A 24,894-nucleotide genomic window follows, 5' to 3' on the forward strand; every position below is an offset into this window, starting at 1 on the left:
GAGAACTCATGAATACGACCATAGCGCCGCTAGTGCCCGAGCTTTGGGCGGATTTCGAAGATCTTTTCGGTAAGCAAGGCGCCTGCTACGGCTGCTGGTGCACACATTTCCGGCTGTCGCCGGCAGCGCGCCGCGCGAGCGACCGGGAGCGCAACAAGGATCATATCAAGGCGCGGATCGAGGCCGGGCCGCCGCCCGGCCTGCTGGCCTTCGAGGACGGCCGGGCAGTCGGCTGGATGCAGATCGGCCCGCGCGCCGACGTGCCCGAATGGAACAACCAGGGCAGGGGGTCGGCGCCGCTCGACCCCGCCGATGCCACCGATCCCGGCGTCTGGGCGATCTCCTGCTTTTTCATCCGCGCCAAGGCACGCGGCAGGGGCCTGTCGCACCGCCTGGTCACAGGCGGCATCGACTTCGCACGGGAAAATGGTGCCCGGCTGATCGAGGCCTGCCCGATCGATCTATCGAAGGATTCGCGCTCGATCGGGCTGTTCATCGGCTCGTCGCGGGTCTTCGAAAAGGCCGGGTTCCAGCGATTGGTCGAGCGCAAGCCGGGCCGGCCGCTGGTGCGGCTGGTGCTTTAGGCAATGCCGCGGGCGACATCGATCCGTCCGGCTCGCCTTGCGGTTGTGATGGTAATTCCCTACCAGTGATAGAAACGGTTTGACGGCCGCGAATAAGTGAGGATCGACATGAAGCGCGTTTTGCCACTTGTTTTACTGCTTGCCTGCAGCGGACCGGCCTTCGGCCAAGCGGTCGACAGGCAAGGGGCGAAGCAGCTTTCCGACGATCTGGCGCGCTATATCGGAAAGAAGCTGTTCGATATCGGGTTCGTGAAAATTTCAGTCGACGGCGATGCCTACAAGCTCGCATTCGACTTCAAGCCAGTCACGGATTTGATGGCAAAGCAGCAAGCCTTCAAGTTCGACATCACGCCTTACTTCATCTTGGTCAAGCCGCGCAAAGATGGACACTGGGACGTTTCGGCGGACGTGTCCGCGAAGGGGTCTATCGATTTCGTTGGCCCTGAGGGGGCGCAGCACATCGACTTCTCCGTGTCGGACAACAAGTTCACCGGAGTTTATGACCCCGACCTGGCCGCTTTCGCGAGCGCAACCGGTTCGATGGCTGGCATGACGATGACCACCCGAGAGCCCAAGCAGCAGGCGGATGTCACGGTCGGTCCTGGCACTGCCGTAATAGTTTCGACCAAATCCGCAAACGGCGGCGTCGATTTCACGGTGACGGAAAAAATAACGAACTTCGCCGAAACGATCAAAGTCAACGATCCCAAAAGTGGGTTGAGTTTTCCGGCTGCTGTAAAAGCGCCTGAACTTTCTGTGGATGCGGCCGGCAAGGGTTTGCGGACAAAGCCGCTGCTCGACCTGCTTGCTTTCATCGTGGCGACTGATGATGCAGCCAAATTCAAGGCGGATGGGGCGGAGTTCAAATCGCTTCTGACGGCAGCACTGCCGTTGTGGGAGCGGATCGACGGCACCTACGGCTTCAAGGACCTTGTGGTGGAGAGTCCGGTCGGCAAGTTCGGTGCGACGCAACTGAATACCGCTGTCGGCATGGACGGCATCGCCAAGGAAGGCAAGATCAACTACGCGTTCAAGGTTTCCGGCCTGACAATACCGCAGCAGGTGCTGCCCAGCTGGAGCGTTGCGTTGCTGCCGACGGATATCGACCTCAACTTCGGCGGCGCCAACATCGATCTGGACAGCATGGCGAAGAAAACCATCGAAACCCTTGATTTCAGCAAGGATCCACCGCTGCCGGCAGATTTCGGCAACCAGATCTCCGCCGATTTCCTGGCCAAGACGCCAAAGGCCATTCTCGGACACAGCACGATCAAGAACGGCAACATCGAGATTGCGATGGAAGGCGAGATGACCTTCCCCGGCAAGAAGCCGCGTGCGGACGTGACAATCGACATCACCGGCTACGACAAGATCGTGGAGACCTTGCAGACGGCGGCGAAGACGGACCCGCAGGCCGCGCAGTATTTTACCGGCGCGCTGGCGATCAAAGGGTTTGGCAAGACGCTGCCGGACGGCCGGCTTGAATGGGTGATCAACACCAAAGCCGACGGTTCGGTGACGGTCAACGGCGCCATGCTGAAGCCGGCCGACCCCGTTGGGACGGACAACAGTGGGGAAGAGGCAACGCCATAAAGCACCAGCAGTGGCCCATCGTCTGCGGAAGGCTCTTCGATCTGCCCGCAGTCTCGGCATCGTGGCTTATGTCGAATGCTCATGATTGTCGTCGCCGAGCGGCAGTGCCCGCAACGCCTTGCCCACTGCGGCCGGCGGCGTGCCGGTTTCCTCCGAAAAACGCATCAGCGTCGGCTCGTGGGCGAGGATGAACTGCAGCACGCCGGCCAGGAAACCCGGCTCGCCGGCCGCCCGGCGGATGGAATGGGCCTCGATGCCGGTGATCGCCAGGAAGCGGGGCAGAAGTTCCGGATCGGCGGCGACGAAGCCCAACGCCTTTACGGCAATGGTTTCGGCTTCCTCGCGCATTGACGCTGCGTTTGCCATCGCTACTTTTCCTTCGTGGGGGAATCGTTCTGTTTTCGCAGTAGTGGCAAGTGTTGCCGGCAGCAAGCTCGCCGACCTGGAATCCGAACGCTTTTCCGGCGGCCGGTTTCCGTTTCGTCAATCATATTGCCGTATAGTGGGAACAGGTTTGGTGCGTGCCGACAAGGGGCGCATGACGGCACCCTTCGAGTGGAAGGCCAGCCGGGACGGGAAATCGATGCCTAAAAAGGTTATGATCGTCGAGGACAACGAGCTCAACATGAAGCTCTTTCGCGACCTGATCGAAGCGAGCGGCTACGAGACGGTGCGTACACGCAACGGCCTGGAAGCGCTGGATCTGGCGCGGCAGCACAGGCCGGACCTCATCCTGATGGACATCCAGCTGCCCGAAGTGTCCGGCCTCGAGGTGACCAAATGGTTGAAGGAGGACGATGATCTCCACGTCATCCCGGTCATCGCCGTCACCGCCTTCGCGATGAAGGGCGACGAGGAGCGCATTCGCCAGGGCGGCTGCGAGGCATATATTTCCAAGCCGATCTCGGTGCCGCGTTTCATCGAAACTATCAAATCCTACCTGGGCGATGCCTGATGTATCTTTCCAGTCGAGCCGGAGCTTTGTGAAATGACCGCGCGGATCCTCGTCGTCGACGACATCCCAGCAAATGTCAGGCTGCTGGAGGTTCGGCTGCTCGCCGAATATTTCGAGGTTCTGACCGCCACCAACGGGCCGGATGCGATCGAGATCTGCGAGAACGGCAAGGTCGACGTCGTGCTGCTCGACGTGATGATGCCCGATATGGACGGGTTCGAGGTTTGCCGGCGGCTGAAGGGTGACCCGGCGACATCGCACATCCCGGTCGTGATGATCACCGCGCTCGATCAGGTTTCGGACCGGGTGCGAGGCCTCGAGGCCGGCGCCGACGATTTTTTGACCAAGCCGGTCAACGATCTGCAGCTGATGACGCGCGTCAAGAGCCTGGTCAGGCTGAAGTCGCTGACCGACGAGCTGCGGCTGCGTGCCTCGACGACGCGCAATATCGGCATCGAGGAGCTTTTGAGCCGCAACTTCGCGGCCGACGATGCGGTGCCAAAGGTGCTGCTGGTCGACGAGCGCAAATCCTCCTTCGAGCGCATCCAGAAGATGCTGCGCGGCAGTGCCGATCTCGACGTCGCCACCGATCCGCATGCCGGTTTCTTTCAGGCTGCCGAGTTGCCCTACGAATGCGTGATGATTTCGACGGCCTTCGCCGATTTCGACCCGCTGAGGCTCTGCTCGCAATTGCGCTCGCTCGATCGCACCCGTTTCCTGCCAATCATCCTTCTGGCGGACGAGGGCGAGGAGGGGCGCATCATCCGCGGCCTCGAACTCGGCATCAACGACTATCTGATGCGGCCGATCGACCAGCAGGAGCTGACCGCGCGGCTGCGCACGCAGGTGCGCCGCAAGCGCTACAACGACCAGCTTCGCGCCAGCGTCACCCAGACCATCGAGATGGCGGTGACCGATGCCCTGACCGGCCTGCACAACCGCCGCTATCTCGACAGCCATCTGCAGACGCTGTTCGACCGCGCCGTGGCACGGCGCCGGCCGCTGTCGGTGATGATCACCGATCTGGACCGCTTCAAGACCATCAACGATACGCATGGCCATGACGGCGGCGACGACGTGCTGCGCGAATTCGCGCGGCGGCTGCGCAAGAATGTGCGCGGCATCGACCTGGCCTGCCGCTTCGGTGGCGAGGAGTTCGTGGTGGTGATGCCGGACACGGACGGCGCGGTAGCCGAAAAGGTAGCCGAGCGCATTCGCGCCGAAATCGCCCAACTGCCGTTTGCCGTTGGCAGCGAGGGCAAAGCGATCGAAGTCACCGTCAGCGTCGGCGTGTCGTCGGTGCTGAAAGGGGTGGATACGGTCGCTGCGCTGATGAAACGCGCCGACCTCGCGCTCTACGAGGCCAAGAGCGGCGGCCGCAATCGCGTCGTCGCCAAGGCGGCATAGCCCGGACACCAATTAGCCAGTCAACGCGACAAGGTTACGAATTTACCTTAATCCAAGCGATTTGCGAGGCTTGGTTAAGAAACTGTTGATTTTCATAAGTTGGTGCGCAAATGTGCAGCCCTTAGACGTAACCGGCACGAGGCTAGATCGCCGGTTCGACCCGAAGAATACCCCATGATGCTCAGGTCCGCCGCATCTCCTGGGTCCGTGGGGTCGGCCGGCCGGCGCTGGCACATAGTGGCCTCCTCGTACCGCTGCCAAACGCCGGCCGGCCCCCAATTTCAAAACACATCAGGACTCTGTGTCAGCATCCAGAAAATGCTGGCTTTTTGCCGTGACAGGTAGGCCGCCTTTTGATCAGCACGCTGGGGGCGGTACGCATGTGCCTGCAGCCGATTGACAGAGCCTGTCTTCTATGCAGAAATTGGTTGGACCATTGAGCCATTTTTGGTGACCCGTTGGCATGACCGAATTCCGCCTTTCGCCCATACAGGCAACTGCTCGCGACGACGCGGTGCTCAAGGCCCTGGCCGGCTTTGTGATGCGGGAAGCCCTCGGGCCCGGCCAGAGACTGCCGACCGAACGCATCCTTGCCGAGCGCCTCAAGGTGAGCCGCAACACCGTGCGCGAGGCGCTGACGCGCTGGGAAGGGCTCGGCCTGGTCGAGCGGCGGCAAGGCAGCGGCACTTATCTCAAGGGAGTGGTGTCGCTGGACATGCTGCACATGCCGCTGACGCTGGCCGGCGGCAATGATTTCACCAGCCTGATGCAGACGCTGGAAATCCGCCGCGCGCTGGAGGCGGAAGCAGCCGCCCTTTGCGCCGTTCGCGCCGGCCAGGCAAATCTCGTCGAGATCGGGCGCAAGCTCGACATTATGGAGCAGGCCTTCCACACGCGCGCCGGCATGTCGGCGGAGGAGGACTGGGAATTCCACCAGTCGATCTACCGCGCTTCCGGCAATCCGCTGTTCGAGCAGATCATCGCCGCCATGCACGAGCTGTTCCACCGTTTCTGGGAACATCCGCTCGGCGTGCGCGACTTCGGCCACGCCAGCTTTCCTTACCACCGCACCATCTACGAACGCATCGCCGCGCACGATCCGGAGGGAGCCCGGGCCGAGGCGCTGAAGCTGATCGCCACCGTCGAGGACGATCTGAAACGCGGTGCGGCCAAACTCAAACTCTCAGGCCAGAAATGAACGACCATCCCGCCGGTTTCGAAAACGACTATCTCGCCGAGGCTGCGACGCTTCTCGCCCATGACGAGCCTTTTCCCGGCGGTGCGGTGGTGCCGCCGATCTACCAGACTTCGCTCTTCACCTTCGCCAATTATGCCGAGATGGCCGACACATTCGCCGGCAGGCGACGCCAGCCGATCTATTCGCGTGGCGACAACCCGACGGTCATGGAGTTCGAGGCGCGTGTCGCGGCTCTCGAAGGCGCGGAAGCCGCGCGCGGCTTTTCCAGCGGCATGGCGGCGATCAGCGCCACGGTGCTTGCTTTCGTCGGTGCCGGCGAGCGCATGGTTGTCGTGCGCAATTGCTACGGCGATGCCTACCGGCTGTTCGAACGGCTGTTGCCTCGGCTCAACATCAAGGTCGACTATGTCGACGGTTCCGATCCGGACGCGGTCGCCGCAGCACTTCCCGGCGCCAAGCTGCTCTACCTGGAAAGCCCGACGTCGATGATGTTCGAGCTCCAGGACATAACGCATCTGGCACGGCTGGCCAAAGAGCAGGGCATCGTCACCTCGATCGACAATTCCTGGGCGACGCCGGTGTTCCAGAAGCCGATTTCACACGGTGTCGACCTGGTGCTGCATTCTGCCTCGAAATATCTCGGCGGCCACAGCGACACAGTCGCCGGCGTGGTGGCCGGTTCGGCTGCCCATATCCGACACATCAACGAGCAGACCTATTCCTATCTCGGCGGCAAGCTTTCGCCTTTCGAGGCCTGGCTGTTGCTGCGCGGGCTGCGCACATTGCCGCTGCGGTTGCCGCACCACATGAAGAGCGGGCTGACCATCGCCGAGCGGTTGAAGGCGCATGGCCATGTCGAGCGGGTCAACCACCCGGCCTATTCCAACCATCCAGGCAAGGCGACGCTTGCCGGCTATGCCGGGCTGTTCTCATTCGAAGTGACGGAAGACGTCGACATCCCGGCTTTCGTCGATGCGCTGAAACTCTTTCGCATCGGCGTCAGCTGGGGCGGCCATGAGAGCCTGGTCGTTCCGGCAAAGGCCTCGCTCGAGCAGACGCCGGGCCTGAATTCGATGGCGCGCTTCGGCGTCAGCCCGCGAACCATCCGCTTCAGTGTCGGATTGGAAAGTGTCGAAGACCTGTGGGCGGATGTCGCCCAGGCCTTCGACAGAGCAAAAAGATAAAAGGAGCCGTTCAAAATGGGAGTGCTGAACATGAAAAAACTGAGCATCCTTCTTGGTGCCGTCGCGGGTCTCGCGATTTCCGCCGGCAGCGTGCTGGCCGATTCCACCATCAAGATGGTCGAGGTCATTACCAGCCCGCCGCGTACCGAATTCCTCAAGAAGCAAATCGCCGAGTTCGAGACGGCCAATCCGGGCGTCAAGGTCGAGCTCGTGTCGCTGCCTTGGGGCCAGGCGTTCGAGAAGTTCCTCACCATGGTGCAGGCCGGCGACACGCCCGACATCGTCGAGATGCCGGAACGCTGGATGGGCCTCTACGCGACCAACGGCCAGCTCGAGGACCTCGGGCCATACATGGCCAAATGGGACGATGCCAAAACGCTGGGCGAGCGCGCCAAGCAGTTCGGCTCGACGGTCGACAACAAGCAGTACATGATCCCTTACGGCTATTACCTGAACGCGCTGTTCTGGAACAAGAAGCTGTTCAAGGAGGCCGGCCTGGACGGTCCGCCGTCGACGCTCGACGAATTCGTCGAGGACGCCAAGAAGATCTCGGCGATACCGGGCAAATACGGCTACTGCCTGCGCGGTGGCCCGGGCGCCTTCAACGGCATGCACATGTTCATGAACATTGCCGCTGGTAAGGGCGGCTATTTCAACGAGGACGGCACCTCGACCATCAACGAGGAAGGCTCGGTCAAGGGCCTGCAGATGCTCGCCGACATGTACAAGAATGGCCTGGCGCCGAAAGATGCGGTGAGCTGGGGTTTTAACGAGACCGTCACCGGCTTCTATAGTGGCACCTGCGCCATGCTGAACCAGGATCCCGACGCGCTGCTCGGCATCGCCGACAAGATGAGCGCCGACGACTTCGCCGTGGCGCCGATGCCGGTCGGGCCGAGCGGCAAATCCTATCCGACGCTCGGTTATGCCGGCTGGGCGATGTTCGCCAATTCCCAGCACAAGGACGATGCCTGGAAGCTGATGGCGACGCTGTTGTCGCCCAAGGACAATCTGGAATGGGCAAAGGAAGTCGGCGTCATTCCGATCCACAACGGCGCCGACCAGGACGCTCACTTCAGGACCGAGCAGTTCAAGGGCTGGTTCGAAGAACTGAACAACGGCGACAAATACGAGATGGTGACGCCGCCGACGCATCTGGAAAACCTCGGCAATTTCGTCGACCAGGTGGCGATCAAGAATTTTCAGGAAGTGCTGCTTGGCCAGAAGGCGGCCAAGGACGTGGCCGACGAATGGGCCAAGTTCCTGACCAAGGAACAGCAGGACTGGCTGGCCAAGAACAAGAAATAGCTTTTCTTCCTTCTCCCCGTTCACGGGGAGAAGGTGTCACAAAGTGACGGATGAGGGGCGGCGCCAACCCGTCGTGGCTCGTGCTGGCTCTCATCTGCCTGCCCGTCCTCCGCAGCAGCTGCGCTGCAGCTGCGGAGGGTGGACCGGCATCTTTTCCCGTAAACTGGGAGAAGGGCGCTGTCCTCGACGCTGCTTCAGGAGACAATCCAGCACCAATGACCTATGCCGTGTCCGAAATACGATCCGCCGGCAGACCGCGAAAGAAGCGGCTATCCCATGCCGCGATCGAGCCCTGGCTCTATCTCAGCCCGGCTATCGTGCTGCTGGTCGTCGTGCTCCTGGTGCCGCTGGTCATCGGTATCGGCTACTCGTTCCGCAAGTTCTCGGCATTCAAATCCGAATATGTCGGGCTTGGGCAGTATCAGGCGATGCTGTCGGATCCCGTGCTCGCGCAGGCGCTCGTCAACACGCTGTGGTGGACGGCAGCCAGCCTGTTCTTCCAGTTCTTCCTCGGCCTTGGCCTGGCGCTGCTGCTCGACATGCCGTTCCGGGGCAGAAAGATCGTGCAGGCGGTGGTGTTCCTGCCCTGGGCGGTGCCGTCCTTCCTGTCAGGCCTGACCTGGGCCTGGCTGTTCAATCCGATCATCGGGCCGCTGCCCCACTGGCTCTATGCATTGGGGCTGAAAGCCGAGCCGACCAACGTGCTCTCCGATCCCTCGACAGCCATGTGGGGGCCGATCGTCGCCAATGTCTGGTTCGGCATTCCCTTTTTTGCCATCACACTTTTGGCGGCGTTGAAGTCGATACCCTCGGAATTGCATGAGGCGGCGGCGATCGACGGCGCCTCGCCGTGGCAGCGCTTCACCAAGGTGACGCTGCCGTTCCTGGCGCCGACCATCGTCATCACCGTCATGCTGCGCACGATATGGATCGCCACCTTCGCCGACCTGATCTTCGTCATGACCGAAGGCGGGCCTGCCGGTTCGACCGCCACAGTGCCGGTCTATATCTACGTCAGCGCGTTCAAGTCGCTGGACAAGGGCTATGCCTCCGCAGTGGCGGTGCTGCTGCTTGTGCTGCTCATCGTCTATGCGATTGCACTGATCGGCATACGCCGCTCGCTGGTGAGGCACGTCTGATGATTGCAGGACGCTCCGTCTCCTCGCGCGTTCTCGGCGGCATCGGCCTCTACGGCGCCATCGGCGCCTATATGGCCTTCGCGCTGTTCCCGATCTTCTGGACGTTGAAGATCTCGGTCACGCCGGAGCGGCTGCTCTACTCCGAAGGCATCACTTTCTGGCCGTCGCAAACGACGCTGCAGAACTTCGTCACCGTGCTCGAAGCCACCGATTTCCCGCGCTACTTCCTGAACAGCGTTATCGTTTCGGTGTCGACGGCGGCCTTCGTAACGGTCATTGCCACGCTGGCCGGCTACGCCATGTCGCGATTTTCCTTCCGCGGCAAGGCGACCCTGGCCATTCTGCTTCTGCTCACCCAGACTTTTCCGCTGGTGATGGTCATTCCGCCGATCTACCGCATCATGGGGCAGATCGGCCTCATCAACAGCTTGACCGGCCTCGTCATCATCTACACCGCCTTCAATACGGCCTTTGCAACCTTCCTGATGCAGTCGTTCTTCGATGGCATTCCGCGAGACCTGGAAGAGGCGGCGATGATCGACGGCTGCACGCGCCTGCAGGCGATGCGCAAGGTGATCGTGCCGCTGACGCTGCCCGGCATGGGCGCGACGCTCGGCTTCGTCTTTACCGCCGCCTGGAGTGAGTTGCTGTTTGCGCTGATGCTGATTTCCAGCGACGACCAGAAGACCTTCGCGGTCGGCCTGCTCACCTATATCGGCAAATTCGCGGTCGACTGGGGACAGATGATGGCCGCTTCCATCCTGGCGCTGATCCCGGTCTGCATGTTCTTTGCCTTCCTGCAACGCTACCTCGTCACCGGCCTTACCGCTGGTGCCGTCAAGGGATAGATCGATGGCCTCCGTCACTCTCGACAAAGTCCGCAAAGACTATGGAGCCGTGCGCGTCCTGCACGCGGTCGATCTCGAAATCGCCGACGGCGAGTTCGTCGTCCTGGTTGGGCCATCCGGCTGCGGGAAATCGACCCTGCTGCGCATGATCGCCGGGCTGGAGGAGGTCTCCGACGGCGAAATCCATATTGGCGAGCGCCTGGTCAACGACATCGCGCCAAAGGACCGCGACATTGCCATGGTATTCCAGTCCTACGCGCTCTATCCGCATATGGACGTGTCGAAGAACATGGGTTTCAGCCTGATGCTGAGGAAGGCCGGCAAGCCGGCGATCGATGCAAGGGTGGACGGTGCCGCCAAGCGGCTCGGGCTCGATGCGCTTCTGCAACGCTTGCCGCGGCAATTGTCCGGCGGCCAGCGTCAGCGCGTCGCCATGGGCCGGGCCATCGTCCGCGACCCGAAAGTCTTTCTCTTCGACGAGCCGCTTTCGAACCTCGATGCCAAGCTGCGCGTCCATATGCGTGCCGAGATCAAGGCGCTGCACCAGCAATTGAAGACCACTTCGGTCTATGTCACCCATGACCAGATCGAAGCAATGACAATGGCCGACCGTATCGTCGTCATGCATGACGGCCTCGTCCAGCAAGTCGGTGCGCCGCTCGATCTGTATGACCGGCCGGTCAACATGTTCGTCGCCGGGTTCATCGGCTCGCCCGGCATGAATTTCCTGCCTGCCGTGGTTGAAAAGACCGCCAAGTCGGATGCCGGACTGGCCGACGGCCAGAAGCTGCGGCTGCCGGACGGGTTGCCGCTCAGGGATGGCGATGCGATCACCGTCGGCTTACGGCCGGAGCATATCCGGCTTGCCGACAATGGCGCGCTGAAAGGCGAGGTGGGCGTAGTGGAGCCGCTCGGCCTGTCGACTCAATTCTATACCAAGCTTGCCGGCCAGCAGGTGTGCGTCTTCGCCATGGGTCGGGCCAGTGTGAAACCGGGTGAGGCCGTGCGCCTGTCGGCCGACCCGGCGTCGCTGCATCTGTTCGATCCGGCAAGCGGTGATCGCATCGGCTAGTCCTGCATCCCCGAAACGAAAAACGCCGCCCGGAAGGCGGCGTTTCGGTACTGCGAGAGAAAACCGGATTACTTGATCTTGGTTTCCTTGAACTCGACGTGCTTCTTGGCGACCGGGTCGTATTTGCGGAACGACAGCTTGTCCGTCTTGGTGCGGCTGTTCTTGCTGGTCACGTAGAAGAAACCGGTGTCGGCGGTCGACAGAAGCTTGATCTTGATGTTTGCGGCTTTGGCCATGATGTTCGTCCGTTAATGTTCGTGGAGTTTTGGCCGCTGGAGCACGGGGAAACACCCGGACGCGGGAAACTTGCCGCGACACATAAAGAACGCGCCCGGAAAGTCAACCCTTGTCCAGGTTCAAGCGTCTTCCGTGACTGGCAGCGCCTTCTTCCAGTCTCCAGTCGTGTTCCACCAGCGGTTCGGGTTGGCGCGGTCGTCGAGACCCTTGGAGCGGCTGGCAAGCAGCGGCTGAATGCGGATCACCGGCTCCTGATAACTGTGAACCTGGTAAATCGCTTCGACGACGCGAGCGGCGAGCTTCTGGTCGTCGGGCAGTTCGAACGACACCTCGACAGTGCCCGGCCGCCTGCGCAATTCCGTCTCGGCGCCGGCGGCGGCACCTTCAAGCGGCCGGTAGCGTTCGATGCCGTCCGCTGACTGAAAGGCATTGCTGTCATATTTGCCCATTCTGAGCGGCGCGATCGCGACCACCGCCTCCATGATGCGGTCGACATCGGCGGCCGGTGCCTGAAAGGTCACCAGCAGCAGCAATTCCATCCGCAGCGATTTCGTCTCAAAGCCACTGTCGATCATCCGAGGTCTCCCTGCTTATGCACTTTGAGGGAGCATATACGCGAGCGCTCCTGACATGGTGGTGTCAGTAGTTAGTCAGCAGTGGGAGCAATGTCGGCAGCGGGCCCACTCAGAGGATTTTGCGGAGCAGCCTGGTGCCAACCAGCACGATATAGCAGGCGAAGAACAGGCCGAGCGCCCAACCGAAGCCCGACGGCCCGAAAGCATCCATGCCGATGCCGATTGCCTGCGGGCCAAGCACCATGCCGACACCGTAGCAAAGCACGAAGGCGGCGTTGGCGGAGGCCAGTTCGTGGCCGGAAAGCTGGGAACCGAGATGCGCCAGACCGATCGTGTACATGGCGGCGACCACGCCGCCCCAGACGAACAGAAGCGCTGCCATCAAGTGCCAATTCTGCGCGAAGAACGGCATAAAGACGGTGCCGACAAGCCCGACCGTGGCACAGGCCATCAGCAGATAGCGGCGGTCGCTGACGCGGTCGCTGATCATGCCGATCGGGATCTGCAACAGCACGTTGCCGAGCCCGATCATAGTGAGCAAAAGAGCTGCGTCGGCCTCGGAGTAGCCGATGCGGTTGCCGTAGACCGGGAACAGCGCAAAGCCGCCGGTCTCGACCGCACCGAACACCAGCACGGCCGCGGTCGCCGTCGGCACCAGCCAGATATAACGCAGGAAATTGCTGGTTTCGCCGTCGGCGACGATCGTCGGGCTCTCGTTGCGTGCTGCCAGAACCGGTATGGCAGCGAGCGTCACCAAAGCGATGGTGACGCCGAAGGGCAGGAAGCCGCTGCTGCCGAGATGAGCGAACAGCCATGGCCCGGCGGCAAAGCCGAGAGACAGCACGGTGGCATAGATGCCGAGGACCAGTCCGCGCCGGTGTGGCGGCGCCGAGGTGCTGATCCAGAATTCTGAGAGGATGAACAGCACCGTCAGCGCGACGTGCAGCAGGACGCGCAGCGGAAACCACATCCAGAAAGCTGGCGCGAAATGGAAACCGACAAAGGCCAGCGCCCCGGCGACGATCATGGCAAGCATCGTCCAGGCGACCCCGAACCGCATGGCAAGCGGGGTGGCGAGCGGCGCGCCGGCGATCGAGGCGAGGCCGGCGACCGCGGTATTGAGACCGATCATCGACGCCGAATGACCACGCGTTTCCAGGATGACGCTGAGCAGCGGCATGCCGAGGCCGATGGCGATGCCGACGACGCTGATCGAAGAGATCGCCGCGACCATCGGCAGCCAGTGTACGCGTTCCTCGCTCTGCGGCTGGGTATCGACTGTCATGGAATGCCTGGCTGCTCTAGAGAATTTCGCGGACGAAGCGATTGCGGACAAGCCGATAGAACGGCACGGGACCGCCGGGCCTCAGCAGCGGATCCTGGGCGAGCCGCGTTTCCAGCTCCTCCAGGACCGTGCGCGTGATGTCTGGAACGTCGGCTTGACTGGCCTTGGCCAGCGGCAGCCAAACGACGTCTTCCAACTCGTTGGTCGGACCGCCACCCGGCAGTTCCACGGCGACGTCGTCGCGCCATGCGGCGAGAAAGCGCGTATCGAAGCGGCGCACCCGGTTGGGCGGCGTGATGGCGCGTGCGACGAAGCGCAGCGCTTGCAGTGATGGAATAACACTGTGTTCGACAAAGCCCTGCCAGTCGCGCTTGGCGGTCGCGAAGGCGCCTTTTTGGCCAATCAGCAGCCCGGCCTCCTCATAGGTTTCGCGGATCGCCGACAAAGCAATGGCACGGGCGCGGGCAGCGCTGGTGCGGCCGATGCCCGCGGTCAATCTCGCTTCTTCGTCAGGGTGCAATGCAGTGGCTACGGGGATACGGCTGTCGGCCGGATCGGTGCGGCCACCGGGAAACACGAATTTTCCAGGCATGAAGGCGTGGCGGGCATGGCGACGGCCCATCAGCACCAGCAACTCACCGTCCTTGCGGTCGAGCAGGATCAGCGTCGCGGCGTCACGGGGGCGTATTGGCTGGCTGTCGAGCGCGATTGCGCTTCGCTCAACCTTGTCGACTTCCGCCTTGGTCATGCCGTCCATGCGCTCGACCTAGCGGAATCTTCTCTCATGCGAAAGTGGGCTTCATCCATAGCCGATTGCGCCAGTGATGGCTTCAAGCCTCGGGATGCGACTCGATCAGGTCTTCTTCGCCACCAAAGCCGTGCATATAAAATGCCCATTGCAGGCCGATGACAGCGCCCTTGACCGGCTGCAGCAGGACGACGGCTAGAATGATGGTCAATGGCACCCAGATTGCGATGTGCTGCCAGGTGGAGAGGGTCGAGGTCGCCTCGACACCCATGAAAGCGCCGAGCACGATGTGGCCGACGATGACCACCACAAGATAGGCCGGCAGATCGTCGGCGCGATGGTGATGGAGCTCGTCGTCGCAATGATCGCATTTGTCGACGGTCTTGACGAAGGCGCGAAACAGCTTTCCCTCGCCGCAATGCGGGCAGCGGCCAAGCATGCCGCGCTTCATTGCCGTCCATAGCGGCCGGGCGGTCCGGCCGGAGTGATGCTCGCCGCCGAAAACCAGTTCTTCCACCTGCAGTTCTTTTGGCATCACCGTCTCCTGCCGCGCGAGCCGGTACGCGATTGCGACGCCCGGGCGCGGCCTTTGGCCTTGTGGAACGACCGTTTGGAGCCGGGCAGCGGCTTTGGTTCGGTCAGCATCTCGAAACGCATCGCGCCGGCCATCGGCGCCACCTCGATCAGGCGAACCTCGACGCGGTCGGCAAGCTGATAGCCCTTGCCGGTGCGTTCTCCGAAAAGCGATCGGGCAGTTTCGTCGTATATATAGTAGTCGCCGCCCAGCGTTGAAACCGGAATGAAGCCATCCGCGCCGTACTGCGGCAATTGGACAAACAGTCCCGATTTGGTGACGCCCGAGATGCGGGCGTCGAAACGGTCGTCGATGCGCTCGGCGAGATAGGCGGCGATCAGCCGGTCGACCGTGTCTCTCTCGGCGGCCATCGCGCGGCGCTCGGTCGCCGAGATCAGTGCTGAGACCTCTTCCAGCCGTTCCGCCTCGTCCTGCGTCAGGCCGCCCGGACCAAGGCCGAGTGCGGCAATCAGCCCACGATGCACGATCAGGTCGGCATACCGGCGGATCGGCGAGGTGAAATGCGCGTAGCGCTTCAGGTTGAGGCCGAAATGGCCGATATTGGCAGGCGAATATTCGGCCTGGCTCTGCGAGCGCAGCACCACTTCGTTGACCAGTCCCTCATTGTCGGCGCCGCGCACGCGAGCGAGGATGCCGTTGAACTGGTTCGGCCGCATCTGCGCACCGCGCGCCAGCGACAGGCCGAGCGTCTGCAGGAATTCGCGCAGCGATTCCTGCTTGGCGAGCGAGGGCGCATCGTGGATGCGGTAGACCAGCGCCTGCCGCTTCGCCTCCAGCGTCTCGGCGGCGGCGACATTGGCCTGGATCATGAACTCTTCGATCAGCTTGTGCGCGTCGAGCCGCTCCGGCACGACGACCTTGTCGACGGTGCCGTCCTGCTTGAGCAGGATCTTGCGCTCCGGCAGATCGAGCTCGAGCGGCTGGCGCGTGTCGCGGCCGCGCTTCAGGATCGCGTAAGCGTCCCATAGCGGCCTCAGCACCGCATCGAGGATCGGGCCAGTCGTGTCGTCCGGTGCGCCGTCGATCGCCGCTTGCGCCTGCTGATACGCGAGTTTCGCCGCCGACTTCATCATGATGCGATGGAAGGAGTGCCTGAGTTTGTGGCCATCAGCCGAGAAAGTCATGCGCACCGCTATCGCCGGACGATCCTGGGCCTCGCGCAGCGAACAGAGGTCGTTCGAGATGCGCTCCGGCAGCATCGGCACGACACGATCGGGGAAATAGACCGAATTGCCGCGCTTCAGCGCTTCGCGGTCGAGCGCCGTGCCATAGCGCACATAGGCGGCGACATCGGCAATGGCGACGGTGACGATCACGCCGCCGGCGTTCGTCTCGTCGGTGTCGGGCATGGCGAACACCGCGTCGTCATGATCCTTGGCGTCGGCCGGATCGATGGTGAGCAGCGGCAGCTCGCGCCAATCCTCGCGGCCGGCAAGCGTCGCCGGCTTGACCGCCTCTGCCTCGGCGATGACGTCGGCGGGCAAAATATGCGGAATGTCGTGCGCGTGGATGGCGATCATCGAGACCGCCTTTTCGCTGGTCAAGGAGCCCAATACCGCCAGCACCTTGGCTCTCGGCAGCCCGTAACGGGAGGCCCGCGCCGGCTCGACCTCGACCAGGTCGCCATTCTTGGCGCCGTTCTGGAATTCCTTGTCGACGACCAGCTCCGGCTGGCGCCTTTCCACCGGCTCGATGCGGAACGTGCCGTCCTTCAGCACACGGAAAACGCCGAGAACCGCATCGGTGCGCTTCTCGAAGATCTTCATCACCCGGCCCGTATAGGCCGGGCCTGCCGGATCGTCGGTTGGAAAGGTCTTGGCCAAAACCCGGTCGCCGATGCCAGGCGTCGGGCCATTGCCGCCGCGCGACACGCGGATCGCTATGACCGGAGGTTCGCCATTGCCGATCGCTTCGGTCGGGTGCGCCAGCAGCACGCCGTCGGCGTCGCGGCTAAAAATGTCGAGCACCGCGACGTGGGGCAGGGCCCCGACGCGGGCAAGCCGCTTGCGCTCCTTGGTCAGCAGGCCTTCGTCCTGCAAATCGCGCAACATGTCCTTCAGCCAGATACGGTCTTCGCCGCGCAGCGCGAACGCCTTGGCGATGTCGCGTTTTCCGGCGCGGTCCGGATTTTCTGCGATGTAACGCAGTATCTCGTCACGCGAAGGCCGGTAATTGTCCCTGACCTTGGCACGGGTATCGGCGGTGCGCAGATCGCCGTGGCTTCTTCCGGAGACTTTGCGCGCCAACCCGTCCTATCCCTTTTTCCTGGCCGCCGGTTTTTTGGCCGCTGCCGCTTTCTTCACAGGCGCGGCCGCTTTGCGGAACGGCTTTCTGCCGCCATTGCCGCCCTTGGCTTCCTTTTCCGCAATCAGCGCCACCGCATCCTCGACCGTCACCGATTGCGGATCCTTGCCCTTCGGCAGCGTCGCGTTGACCTTGCCGAAATTCACATAAGGCCCGTATTTGCCGTCACGCACGACGATCTTGCCGCCGCCGGCAGGATGCTCGCCAAGCTCCTTCAGAGCAGCGGGCGTGCCCCCATTGCGGCCGCCCTTGCCTTTCGATTGCTTCTCGGCGATCACCGAGACGGCGCGATTGAGGCCGATCGAGAACACGTCCTCGATGCTGTCGAGATTGGCGTAGGTGCCGTCATGCAGCACGAACGGCCCGTAGCGCCCCAGCCCGGCCGAAATCATCTTGCCGGATTCCGGATGCTTGCCGACGTCGCGCGGCAGCGACAGCAGGGCGAGCGCCTTTTCGTGATCGATCGAATCGACAGTCCAGCCCTTGGGCAGGCTGGAGCGCTTGGCATCCTTGCCGTCGCCGCGCTGGATATAGGGGCCGAACCGGCCATTGCGCAGCGTGATCTCCTCGGCGGTATAGGGATCCTTGCCGAGCACCTTGGTGCCGTCTTCGCCGCTGCCGTTCTCGCCATTGGGATTGGCTGCGTCGCCGAGCTGGCGGGTGAAGGAGCATTCGGGATAGTTCGAGCAGCCGACGAAGGCGCCGAATTTGCCGAGCTTGAGCGACAGGTTGCCGGTGCCGCATTTCGGACATATGCGGGGGTTGGAGCCATCCTCGCGCGTGGGAAACACCAGCGGCGCCAGTTCCTCGTTCAACGCATCGAGGACGTCGGTGACGCGCAACTCCTTGATGTCGGCGACGGCGCCGGAAAAATCCTTCCAGAAATCGCGCAGCACATCCTTCCAGGCTAGCTTGCCGTCGGAGATTTCGTCGAGTTTCTCCTCGAGCGAAGCGGTGAAGTCGTACTCGACATAACGCTCGAAGAAGCTTTCGAGGAAAGCCGACAATAGCCGGCCCTTGGCCTGCGGCACCAGCTTGCGCTTGTCGATGGTGACGTAATCGCGATCCTCGAGCGTCTTCAGGATCGCCGTATAGGTCGACGGCCGGCCAATGCCCAGTTCTTCCAGCTTCTTGATCAGCGACGCCTCGGAATAGCGCGGCGGAGGCTCAGTGGTGTGCTGGGTGGCGTTGATCGCCTCGCGGGTGAGCTGCTCGCCGGCACGGATCTCGGGCAGGCGGCGGCTTTCCTCGTCGTCCGAATCTTCTTCCTTCTGCTCGATGTAAGCGGCTAGGAAGCCGTCGAAGCGAATGACCGAGCCGACAGCACGAAGCTCGGCGGTACGCGAACCGTTGATCGCCTCAATCTCGACCGTGGTGCGCTCGATCTCGGCCGGCTGCATCTGGCTGGCGATGGCGCGTTTCCAGATCATCTCGTAAAGCCGCGCCTGGTCGGCGTCGAGATACTGCCTGACGGAAGCCGGCGTGCGCATGAAATCGGTCGGACGGATCGCTTCGTGCGCCTCCTGGGCATTCTTGGCCTTGGCGGAATAGACGCGCGGCTTTTCAGGCAGGTATTTAGGGCCGAATTCCTTGGCAATCGCATCGCGTGCGGCAGAGATCGCCTCCGGCGCCATCTGCACGCCGTCGGTTCGCATATAGGTGATCAGGCCGGTGGTCTCGCCGCCGATCTCCATGCCCTCATAAAGCCGCTGCGCCACCTGCATGGTGCGGTTGGCCGAAAAGCCGAGACCCGATGAGGCTGCCTGCTGCAGCGTCGAGGTGGTGAAGGGCGGGCCGGGATTGCGCCTGGTCGGCTTGGCTTCGACCGACACTGCCTTGAAGCTGGCGCCTTCGAGCATCGCTTTGATGTCGTCGGCCTGCGCCTTGTTGGAAATGTCGAGCTTTTGCAGCTTCTTGCGCTCGAAGGCGGTCAGCCGCGCCTCGAAATTTTCCTTGCGCGGCGTGCCGAGGATGGCGGCGACCTGCCAGTATTCCTCGCGAATGAAGCGCTCGATCTCGGATTCGCGGTCGCAGACCAGACGCAGTGCCACCGACTGGACGCGGCCGGCCGAGCGGGCGCCGGGCAGCTTGCGCCACAGCACCGGCGACAGCGTGAAGCCGACCAGATAGTCGAGCGCGCGGCGGGCGAGATAGGCATCGACCAGCGGCGCATCGATCTGGCGCGGATTGGCCATCGCCTCCAGCACCGACGCCTTGGTGATGGCATTGAAGACGACGCGGCTGACCGGCTTGTCCTTCAACGCGCGCTTCTGTTTCAGCACTTCCAGGACATGCCAGGAGATCGCTTCGCCCTCACGGTCCGGATCGGTGGCGAGGATCAGCCCGTCGGCGTCCTTGACTGCCTTGGCGATATCGGCGAGACGCTTTCCAGACGCGGTGTCGACGGCCCAGGACATGGCAAAGTCCTCATCCGGGCGCACCGAGCCATCCTTGGCCGGTAGATCGCGGACATGGCCGAACGAGGCCAGAACCTTGTAGTTCTTGCCCAGGTACTTGTTAATTGTCTTCGCCTTGGCCGGCGATTCGACGACGACGACGTCCATACGGTCTCATATCAGTTGTGATGCGGCAGAAGAATTCCGCTGCGCGCGACGAAATCTCATTCAATGTGTCGCTCACATGGCCGCGCTTTTGCATCCGGTCAAGGCCAAGCAGTCAAAATGCGGCCCTGCACCGAATGCGCAACCCAACGGCGCGCCTTGCGATTTCCGCAATCCTGGACAAGGGAAATGGGCAGCCTATCGCTGGACAAACCCGGCAATTGATCCTGGAGAACGGGACAAACTCTCCCGCGGATATAAGAGAAACATCGAGCACGCGCCAGCCCTGCTTGAACAGACGCTGTGAACTGCGCAATATGCAGCCCGGCATTTGCTCAGACAGTCGCACGGAATTGCTGTGCTGAAAAGCTGGCCGCCGGGGTGGTTGGGTCAACGTCCCGGCGACCAGCCGTATTACCGCCTGTTACAGCGGGTCAGAGGCTCAAGGCTCAGTCGGCTTTGGCGATATGCCAGACGCCGCCGACGCCCTCGCCGGTGACATCGCCGGCCTTCTTGTCCTTGATGAACGTGTAGAGCGGCTTGCCTTCATAGGCCCACATCCTGGTGCCGTCGGTGCGGTCGACGATCGTCCATTCGCCCTCGGCCTTGGCGTTGGCGTCAGCTTTCAGTGGCGGCCAATTGGCGGCGCATTTGTCGTAGCAATTCGACTTGCCGGCCTCGTCCTTGTCATAGGTGTAGAGCGTCATGCCGCCGGCGTCGGTGTAGATCTTGGTGCCGCCGACTTCTGCTTCCTTCCACGCCTCGGCGGCGTAGGACACGACGGTGCCGAGCAAAAGCGCGGCCATGCCGATTGCGATCGTTTTCATGGACTTCTCCTTGGATGATTCGAAAAAGCGCGCGGAACAACGCGCTTCGTTTGATCAACGCTGCCTGGCGGCCCTTTCTTCCCGGGCTGTTTTCCATAGATCCAGGCGAGGGCGACGACTTGCTGGGGCCACGCGATGGTGATTGGCGGATGGCCGTTGTCGCGGCTATATGGCTGCGCAGTCATCGGGAGACGGAAATGGCATTGGACGTCGGCTATGTCAGCGCGATCGGGGCGGGAGCGATTTCGTTCCTGTCACCTTGCGTGCTGCCGTTGGTACCGCCCTATCTGTGCTACATGGCCGGCGTGTCGGTCGACGATTTCCGCGGCGAAGCCGGCATTGCGGCAAAGGCTGGCGCGCGAGGCGCGCTGGTTAATTCCTCCATCGCCTTCGTGCTCGGCTTCTCGACCGTCTTCGTCGCGCTGGGCGCCGGCGCCTCCACTATCGGCCATCTGCTACGGGTCTGGCAGGAGCCGCTGGCAATGGCGGCCGGAGTGCTGATCATCCTGATGGGGCTGAATTTCCTCGGCGTATTGCGCATCCCTTTGCTTTCACGCGAGGCGCGCTTCCAGTCACAAGGCAAGCCGGCCAGCCTGATCGCCGCTTACGTCATGGGCTTGGCCTTTGCCTTTGGCTGGACGCCCTGCATCGGCCCGGTGCTGGGGCCGATCCTGACGCTTGCCGGCGGCCGCGAGACGGTGGGCGAGGGCGCGCTGCTGCTTGCCGCCTACTCGCTCGGCCTCGGCATACCGTTCCTGGTCGCGGCGCTGTTTTCCGGCGCCTTCATGCGCTTTCTCGGGAAATTCCGCGTCCATCTCGGCCGCGTCGAAAAAGCCATTGGCGCGCTGCTGGTCGTGGCCGGCGTGTTTTTCCTGACCGGCGGCGTGCAGGCGGCGTCCTATTGGTTGCTCGAGAATTTTCCGGTGCTGGGGCAATTGGGATAGGTTTGCCGCCCGGCCGAGGCGCGAGGCCGTAACTGCGGCACAAGGTACCACAGCTACGTGGTCCGTTCAGCCTCCGAAATAGCTTGGCTGGTCGATATCGACGATGAGCCCGGGTCCGCTCGGCGCCCAGCCCAGCAGCGCGCGGGTTCGCTCGCTTGAAGTCGGGACATCCATCGCCGCGAACATCGTGAACCAGCCAAAATGATCGCCGGCCTCTTCGGCGGACTTGGCGACGACCGGCACGTTCAGGCGCCGGCCGATCACGCCAGCGATGTCCTTGAACGGCACGCCTTCTTCGGCGATCGCGTGATAGCGCCCGCCACCGGCGCCATGCTCGAGCGCAAGCCGGTAGATGCGGGCGGCATCGAACCGATGCACGGCGGGCCAGCGATTGAGCCCTTCGCCGACATAGGCCGACACGCCCTTCTTGCGAGCAAGGTCGATGAGGATCGGAACAAAGGCGTGGTCGCCCTGGCCATGGACCGACGGCGGAAGGCGGACAACCGACGCGCACACCCCGCGTGCCGCCAGCGCGGCGGCTGTCGCTTCGGAGGCGCGGGGATACGAAGCGGAAGCGGGGACAGGCGCATCTTCCTCCGTCGCGATACGGCCCCGCGCCTGGAGCGCGGTTCCGGAGGTGACGAGCAGGGGGCGCTCGGAGCCTTCGAGTGCACCGCCCATCGCCTCGATGGCGCGCCGGTCCATTTCGCAGTTTTGCGCGAACTTCGAAAAGTCATGGTTGAACCCGGTGTGGATCACCGCATCGGCGGCTGCCGCACCCCTGCGCAGGTTCTCCAGGTCTTCGAGGTCGCCTCGATGCACCTCGGCTCCAGTCGCGGCAAGCGACTTGGCCGACGCCTCCGAGCGGGCGAGGCCGAGCACCTGATGGCCGGCACCGATGAGTTCTTGAACGACGGCAGAACCGACGAATCCGGTCGCTCCGGTAAGGAAAACACGCATCACGACTTCTCCTTGTTCATTTCTGACCACGACCATGTTCGCGGCCCGGTGGCGTCGTGATAGGCGCTTGAGAAAATACGATCTATGCGGTAAAGTCCGTATTATCTTCGCAATCGTCCGGAATGACCCATGGATCCCCTTTCAGATGTGCTCTCGCTGCTGAAGCCGCGAAACTATATGTCGGCCGGCTTCGATGCAGGTGGTGAATGGTCGATCCAGTTCCCCGACCAGCAGCAAAGCATCAAGACGGGAGCGGTGGTCTCGGGCCGGTGCTGGCTTTCGGTGGAGGGCGTTGCCGACGCAGTGCACCTTGAGACGGGGGACTGTTTCCTGCTGCCGAGCGGACGGCCTTTCCGCCTTGCAAGCGACATGGGCCTGGCGCCTGTTGAAGCCGTCAAGATTTTTCCGCCAGCGCGAGCCGGCGGTGTCGTGACCCACAATGGCGGCGGTGATTTCTTTCTGGTCAGCAGCCGCTTCGCGCTTGGCGGCAATCATGCCGGCATCCTGTTGCGGATGCTGCCAGCCATTGTGCATATCCGCAAAGAGTCGGACCAGTCTGCGCTGCGCTGGTCGGTGGAGCGGATGATGCAGGAGCTGCGCGAGCCACAACCGGGCGGCTTTCTGGTGATCCGGCACCTCGCCCACATGATGCTGGTTCAGGCGCTGCGGCTGCATCTTTCGGAAGGATTGAAAGGTGGCATCGGCTGGCTCTTTGCCCTGGCGGACAAACAGATGGGCGCGGCGATCAGCGCCATGCACGACGATCCGGCGCATGGCTGGACGTTACAGGAGCTGGCGGAACGGGCCGGCATGTCGCGATCGACCTTTGCGCTTAGATTCAAGGAGACGGTCGGCGCATCGCCCATGGACTATTTGACGCGCTGGCGAATGCTGCTGGCCGGCGACCGGCTGACGAATTCCAGCGATCCCGTCGCCGTCATCGCGCTGTCGCTCGGTTACGAATCCGAAAGCGCCTTCAGCACAGCCTTCAAGCGGGTCATGAACTGTTCGCCACGGCAATACGGTCGTGGCCGAGCCCCCGGCTTCGCATCACGCAACGAGGCGGAAGCCGCCTGAGCCGATCGGCTTGAGCGTCTCGCGGGTTGGAGGTTCCACCGTCTCACCGGAATTTAACCGCATTGGTGCAGCATGGCGCCGGTGCTACCAACGCTTCGATTCCAGACTCCTTTCAACGGTTGCTGTCCCCATGAGCCAGAGATCCTGCCTGTCCATCATCCTCGCTGCCGGTGAAGGCACGCGCATGAAGAGTGCGGTGCCGAAAGTGCTGCACACAATCGCCGGCCTGCCGATGGTTGCCCACGTCGTCAAGGCGGCTGAAGCCGCCGGCAGCGGTGATCTGGCGCTGGTGATCGGCCATGGCGCCGACGAGATGCGCAAGGCGGCACTCAAGTTCGCGCCGAAGGTCGAGACTTTTGTTCAGGAAAAGCGCCTCGGCACCGCGCACGCCGTGCTTGCCGCGCGGGCAGCGATATCAAGGGGTTATGATGACATCCTGGTGATGTTTGGCGACACGCCGTTAATCGATCCGGAAGCACTGGCGGCGGCGCGGCTGAAGCTGGCCGAAGGTGCGGCTGTCGTCGTGGTCGGCTTCCGTACGGAAAATCCTTCGGGCTACGGCCGGCTTATCGAAAAGGCCGGCAAGCTCGTCGCCATCCGCGAGGAGAAGGACTGTTCGGACGAGGAGAAGAAAATCACCTTCTGCAATGGCGGGCTGATGGCGGTCGCCGGCAGGCATGCGCTGAAGCTGCTCGATCAAGTCGGCAGCAAGAACGCCAAGGGCGAGTATTATCTCACCGACATCGTCGAGATCGCCGCTGCGCAAGGACTTGATGTCGTCGCCATCGAAGCCAGTTTCGAAAATGCCCTCGGCATCAACAACCGCGCCGAGCTTGCCCAGGCGGAAGGCATCTGGCAGGCGCGCCGGCGGCATGAAGCGATGCTTTCCGGCGTGACGCTGATTGCGCCAGAAACCGTGTTCTTCTCGCACGACACCGATATCGGCGCCGATACGATCATCGAGCCCAATGTCTGGTTCGGGCCGGGCGTGAAAATCGCCACGGGCGCCAAGATCCATGCCTTCAGCCATATCGAAGGCGCAACCATCGCGTCGAATTGCGATGTCGGGCCGTTCGCGCGGCTGCGGCCCGGGGCCGATCTGAGAAACAAAGCCAAGGTCGGCAATTTCTGCGAGGTAAAGCAAGCGATCGTCGAGGAGGGCGCCAAGGTCAACCACCTGACCTATATCGGCGATGCCCGCATCGGCGCAGGCGCCAATATCGGCGCCGGCACCATCACCTGCAATTATGACGGTTATTCGAAATTCTTCACCGATATCGGCGAGGGCGCCTTCATCGGCTCGAATTCCTCGCTGGTGGCGCCGGTGTCGATCGGCAAGGGCGGCTACATCGCCTCGGGCAGCGTCATCACCGAAAGCGTGCCCGACGATGCACTGGCCTTCGGCCGTGCCCGCCAGCGGACTCTGCCCGGCAAGGGCAAGGAGTTGCGCGAACGGTTCGCTTCGGCCGCGGCTGCCCACAAAAAAGGATAGC

General features: G+C 62.6%; 25 protein-coding genes. 15 read left to right on the forward strand and 10 right to left on the reverse strand.

Annotation, left to right across the window (positions count from 1 at the left end; all coding sequences use genetic code 11):
- Nucleotides 1-8: 8 nt before the first annotated feature.
- Together NKJ09_RS01305 and NKJ09_RS01310 are read left to right on the forward strand one after the other, a co-directional pair.
- Nucleotides 9-584, forward strand: coding sequence for a GNAT family N-acetyltransferase (locus NKJ09_RS01305; protein ID WP_352495356.1), 576 nt, complete (start codon nt 9-11; stop codon nt 582-584).
- A 108-nt stretch (nt 585-692) separates the two neighbouring features.
- Nucleotides 693-2,177, forward strand: a complete 1,485-nt coding sequence (locus NKJ09_RS01310) for a hypothetical protein (RefSeq protein WP_352495355.1) — start codon at nt 693-695, stop codon at nt 2,175-2,177.
- A 66-nt stretch (nt 2,178-2,243) separates the two neighbouring features.
- Here NKJ09_RS01310 and NKJ09_RS01315 read toward each other — a convergent pair whose 3' ends face one another.
- Complete coding sequence (locus NKJ09_RS01315) at nt 2,244-2,543, reverse strand: DUF3572 domain-containing protein (protein ID WP_023720115.1); 300 nt, start codon at nt 2,541-2,543, stop codon at nt 2,244-2,246.
- Nucleotides 2,544-2,715: 172 nt separating this feature from the next.
- Between NKJ09_RS01315 and NKJ09_RS01320 the strand changes: the two genes are divergently transcribed.
- From NKJ09_RS01320 to NKJ09_RS01355, 8 genes are all read left to right on the forward strand, one after another.
- On the forward strand, nt 2,716-3,132 hold the full coding sequence (locus tag NKJ09_RS01320; protein WP_348625950.1) for a response regulator: 417 nt from the start codon (nt 2,716-2,718) through the stop codon (nt 3,130-3,132).
- Nucleotides 3,133-3,165: 33 nt separating this feature from the next.
- Complete coding sequence (locus NKJ09_RS01325; RefSeq protein ID WP_023720114.1) at nt 3,166-4,539, forward strand: PleD family two-component system response regulator; 1,374 nt, start codon at nt 3,166-3,168, stop codon at nt 4,537-4,539.
- 463 nt (nt 4,540-5,002) lie between these two features.
- Nucleotides 5,003-5,737 (forward strand): FadR/GntR family transcriptional regulator, encoded by a 735-nt coding sequence (locus NKJ09_RS01330; RefSeq protein WP_352762226.1) that lies wholly within the window; start codon nt 5,003-5,005, stop codon nt 5,735-5,737.
- Nucleotides 5,734-6,921 (forward strand): PLP-dependent transferase, encoded by a 1,188-nt coding sequence (locus NKJ09_RS01335; RefSeq protein WP_023720112.1) that lies wholly within the window; start codon nt 5,734-5,736, stop codon nt 6,919-6,921. The genes NKJ09_RS01330 and NKJ09_RS01335 overlap by 4 nt, the downstream gene beginning before the upstream one ends.
- A 30-nt stretch (nt 6,922-6,951) precedes the next feature.
- Entirely contained in the window at nt 6,952-8,229 is a 1,278-nt protein-coding gene (locus tag NKJ09_RS01340) for an ABC transporter substrate-binding protein (RefSeq protein WP_352495354.1), read from the forward strand.
- 215 nt (nt 8,230-8,444) lie between these two features.
- Nucleotides 8,445-9,368 (forward strand): carbohydrate ABC transporter permease, encoded by a 924-nt coding sequence (locus NKJ09_RS01345; protein ID WP_023720110.1) that lies wholly within the window; start codon nt 8,445-8,447, stop codon nt 9,366-9,368.
- Entirely contained in the window at nt 9,368-10,216 is an 849-nt protein-coding gene (locus NKJ09_RS01350) for a carbohydrate ABC transporter permease (protein WP_023720109.1), read from the forward strand. The genes NKJ09_RS01345 and NKJ09_RS01350 overlap by 1 nt, the downstream gene beginning before the upstream one ends.
- Before the next feature lie 4 nt (nt 10,217-10,220).
- The gene (locus NKJ09_RS01355) at nt 10,221-11,288 is read left to right on the forward strand and encodes an ABC transporter ATP-binding protein (RefSeq protein ID WP_023720108.1); all 1,068 of its coding nucleotides are present in this window, start codon (nt 10,221-10,223) and stop codon (nt 11,286-11,288) included.
- A 68-nt stretch (nt 11,289-11,356) separates the two neighbouring features.
- Here the strand turns inward: NKJ09_RS01355 and rpmG are convergent, their stop codons facing one another.
- From rpmG to topA, 7 genes are all read right to left on the reverse strand, one after another.
- Complete coding sequence (gene rpmG, locus NKJ09_RS01360) at nt 11,357-11,524, reverse strand: 50S ribosomal protein L33 (protein WP_006201775.1); 168 nt, start codon at nt 11,522-11,524, stop codon at nt 11,357-11,359.
- Between the two features lie 120 nt (nt 11,525-11,644).
- Nucleotides 11,645-12,100, reverse strand: a complete 456-nt coding sequence (locus tag NKJ09_RS01365) for a YqfO family protein (RefSeq protein WP_023720107.1) — start codon at nt 12,098-12,100, stop codon at nt 11,645-11,647.
- 109 nt (nt 12,101-12,209) lie between these two features.
- A complete protein-coding gene (locus tag NKJ09_RS01370) occupies nt 12,210-13,385 on the reverse strand; it encodes an MFS transporter (RefSeq protein WP_023720106.1) in 1,176 nt (391 codons plus the stop codon).
- Nucleotides 13,386-13,401: 16 nt separating this feature from the next.
- Nucleotides 13,402-14,142: an NUDIX hydrolase gene (locus tag NKJ09_RS01375; protein ID WP_023720105.1), complete on the reverse strand. Its 741-nt coding sequence runs from the start codon at nt 14,140-14,142 to the stop codon at nt 13,402-13,404.
- A gap of 73 nt (nt 14,143-14,215) precedes the next feature.
- Nucleotides 14,216-14,668, reverse strand: a complete 453-nt coding sequence (locus tag NKJ09_RS01380) for a DUF983 domain-containing protein (protein WP_031194322.1) — start codon at nt 14,666-14,668, stop codon at nt 14,216-14,218.
- Entirely contained in the window at nt 14,668-16,974 is a 2,307-nt protein-coding gene (rnr, locus tag NKJ09_RS01385; RefSeq protein ID WP_023720103.1) for a ribonuclease R, read from the reverse strand. The genes NKJ09_RS01380 and rnr overlap by 1 nt, the downstream gene beginning before the upstream one ends.
- Before the next feature lie 6 nt (nt 16,975-16,980).
- Complete coding sequence (gene topA, locus NKJ09_RS01390) at nt 16,981-19,596, reverse strand: type I DNA topoisomerase (protein ID WP_352762227.1); 2,616 nt, start codon at nt 19,594-19,596, stop codon at nt 16,981-16,983.
- A gap of 76 nt (nt 19,597-19,672) precedes the next feature.
- On the opposite strand from topA, the gene NKJ09_RS01395 reads away from it, so the two are divergent.
- The gene (locus tag NKJ09_RS01395) at nt 19,673-19,900 is read left to right on the forward strand and encodes a hypothetical protein (RefSeq protein ID WP_023720101.1); all 228 of its coding nucleotides are present in this window, start codon (nt 19,673-19,675) and stop codon (nt 19,898-19,900) included.
- Between the two features lie 142 nt (nt 19,901-20,042).
- On the opposite strand, the gene NKJ09_RS01400 is transcribed toward NKJ09_RS01395, so the two are convergent.
- On the reverse strand, nt 20,043-20,420 hold the full coding sequence (locus NKJ09_RS01400) for a COG4315 family predicted lipoprotein (RefSeq protein WP_352482202.1): 378 nt from the start codon (nt 20,418-20,420) through the stop codon (nt 20,043-20,045).
- Between the two features lie 197 nt (nt 20,421-20,617).
- On the opposite strand from NKJ09_RS01400, the gene NKJ09_RS01405 reads away from it, so the two are divergent.
- The gene (locus NKJ09_RS01405; protein ID WP_023720100.1) at nt 20,618-21,364 is read left to right on the forward strand and encodes a cytochrome c biogenesis CcdA family protein; all 747 of its coding nucleotides are present in this window, start codon (nt 20,618-20,620) and stop codon (nt 21,362-21,364) included.
- Between the two features lie 66 nt (nt 21,365-21,430).
- Here the strand turns inward: NKJ09_RS01405 and NKJ09_RS01410 are convergent, their stop codons facing one another.
- Nucleotides 21,431-22,264, reverse strand: a complete 834-nt coding sequence (locus NKJ09_RS01410) for an SDR family oxidoreductase (protein WP_352762273.1) — start codon at nt 22,262-22,264, stop codon at nt 21,431-21,433.
- Between NKJ09_RS01410 and NKJ09_RS01415 the strand changes: the two genes are divergently transcribed.
- The 3 genes from NKJ09_RS01415 (at nt 22,250) to glmU (ending at nt 24,893) form a co-directional block, all read left to right on the forward strand.
- Nucleotides 22,250-22,384: a hypothetical protein gene (locus NKJ09_RS01415; protein WP_352762278.1), complete on the forward strand. Its 135-nt coding sequence runs from the start codon at nt 22,250-22,252 to the stop codon at nt 22,382-22,384. The two genes, NKJ09_RS01410 and NKJ09_RS01415, sit on opposite strands and share 15 nt — an antisense overlap.
- A 69-nt stretch (nt 22,385-22,453) precedes the next feature.
- A complete protein-coding gene (locus NKJ09_RS01420) occupies nt 22,454-23,401 on the forward strand; it encodes an AraC family transcriptional regulator (RefSeq protein ID WP_352482204.1) in 948 nt (315 codons plus the stop codon).
- A 130-nt stretch (nt 23,402-23,531) separates the two neighbouring features.
- Nucleotides 23,532-24,893, forward strand: a complete 1,362-nt coding sequence (glmU, locus tag NKJ09_RS01425; protein WP_352482206.1) for a bifunctional UDP-N-acetylglucosamine diphosphorylase/glucosamine-1-phosphate N-acetyltransferase GlmU — start codon at nt 23,532-23,534, stop codon at nt 24,891-24,893.
- The last annotated feature ends 1 nt before the right edge of the window (nt 24,894 follow it).

The sequence above is a fragment of the Mesorhizobium sp. M0189 genome (assembly GCF_040322135.1).
GTDB lineage: Bacteria > Pseudomonadota > Alphaproteobacteria > Rhizobiales > Rhizobiaceae > Mesorhizobium.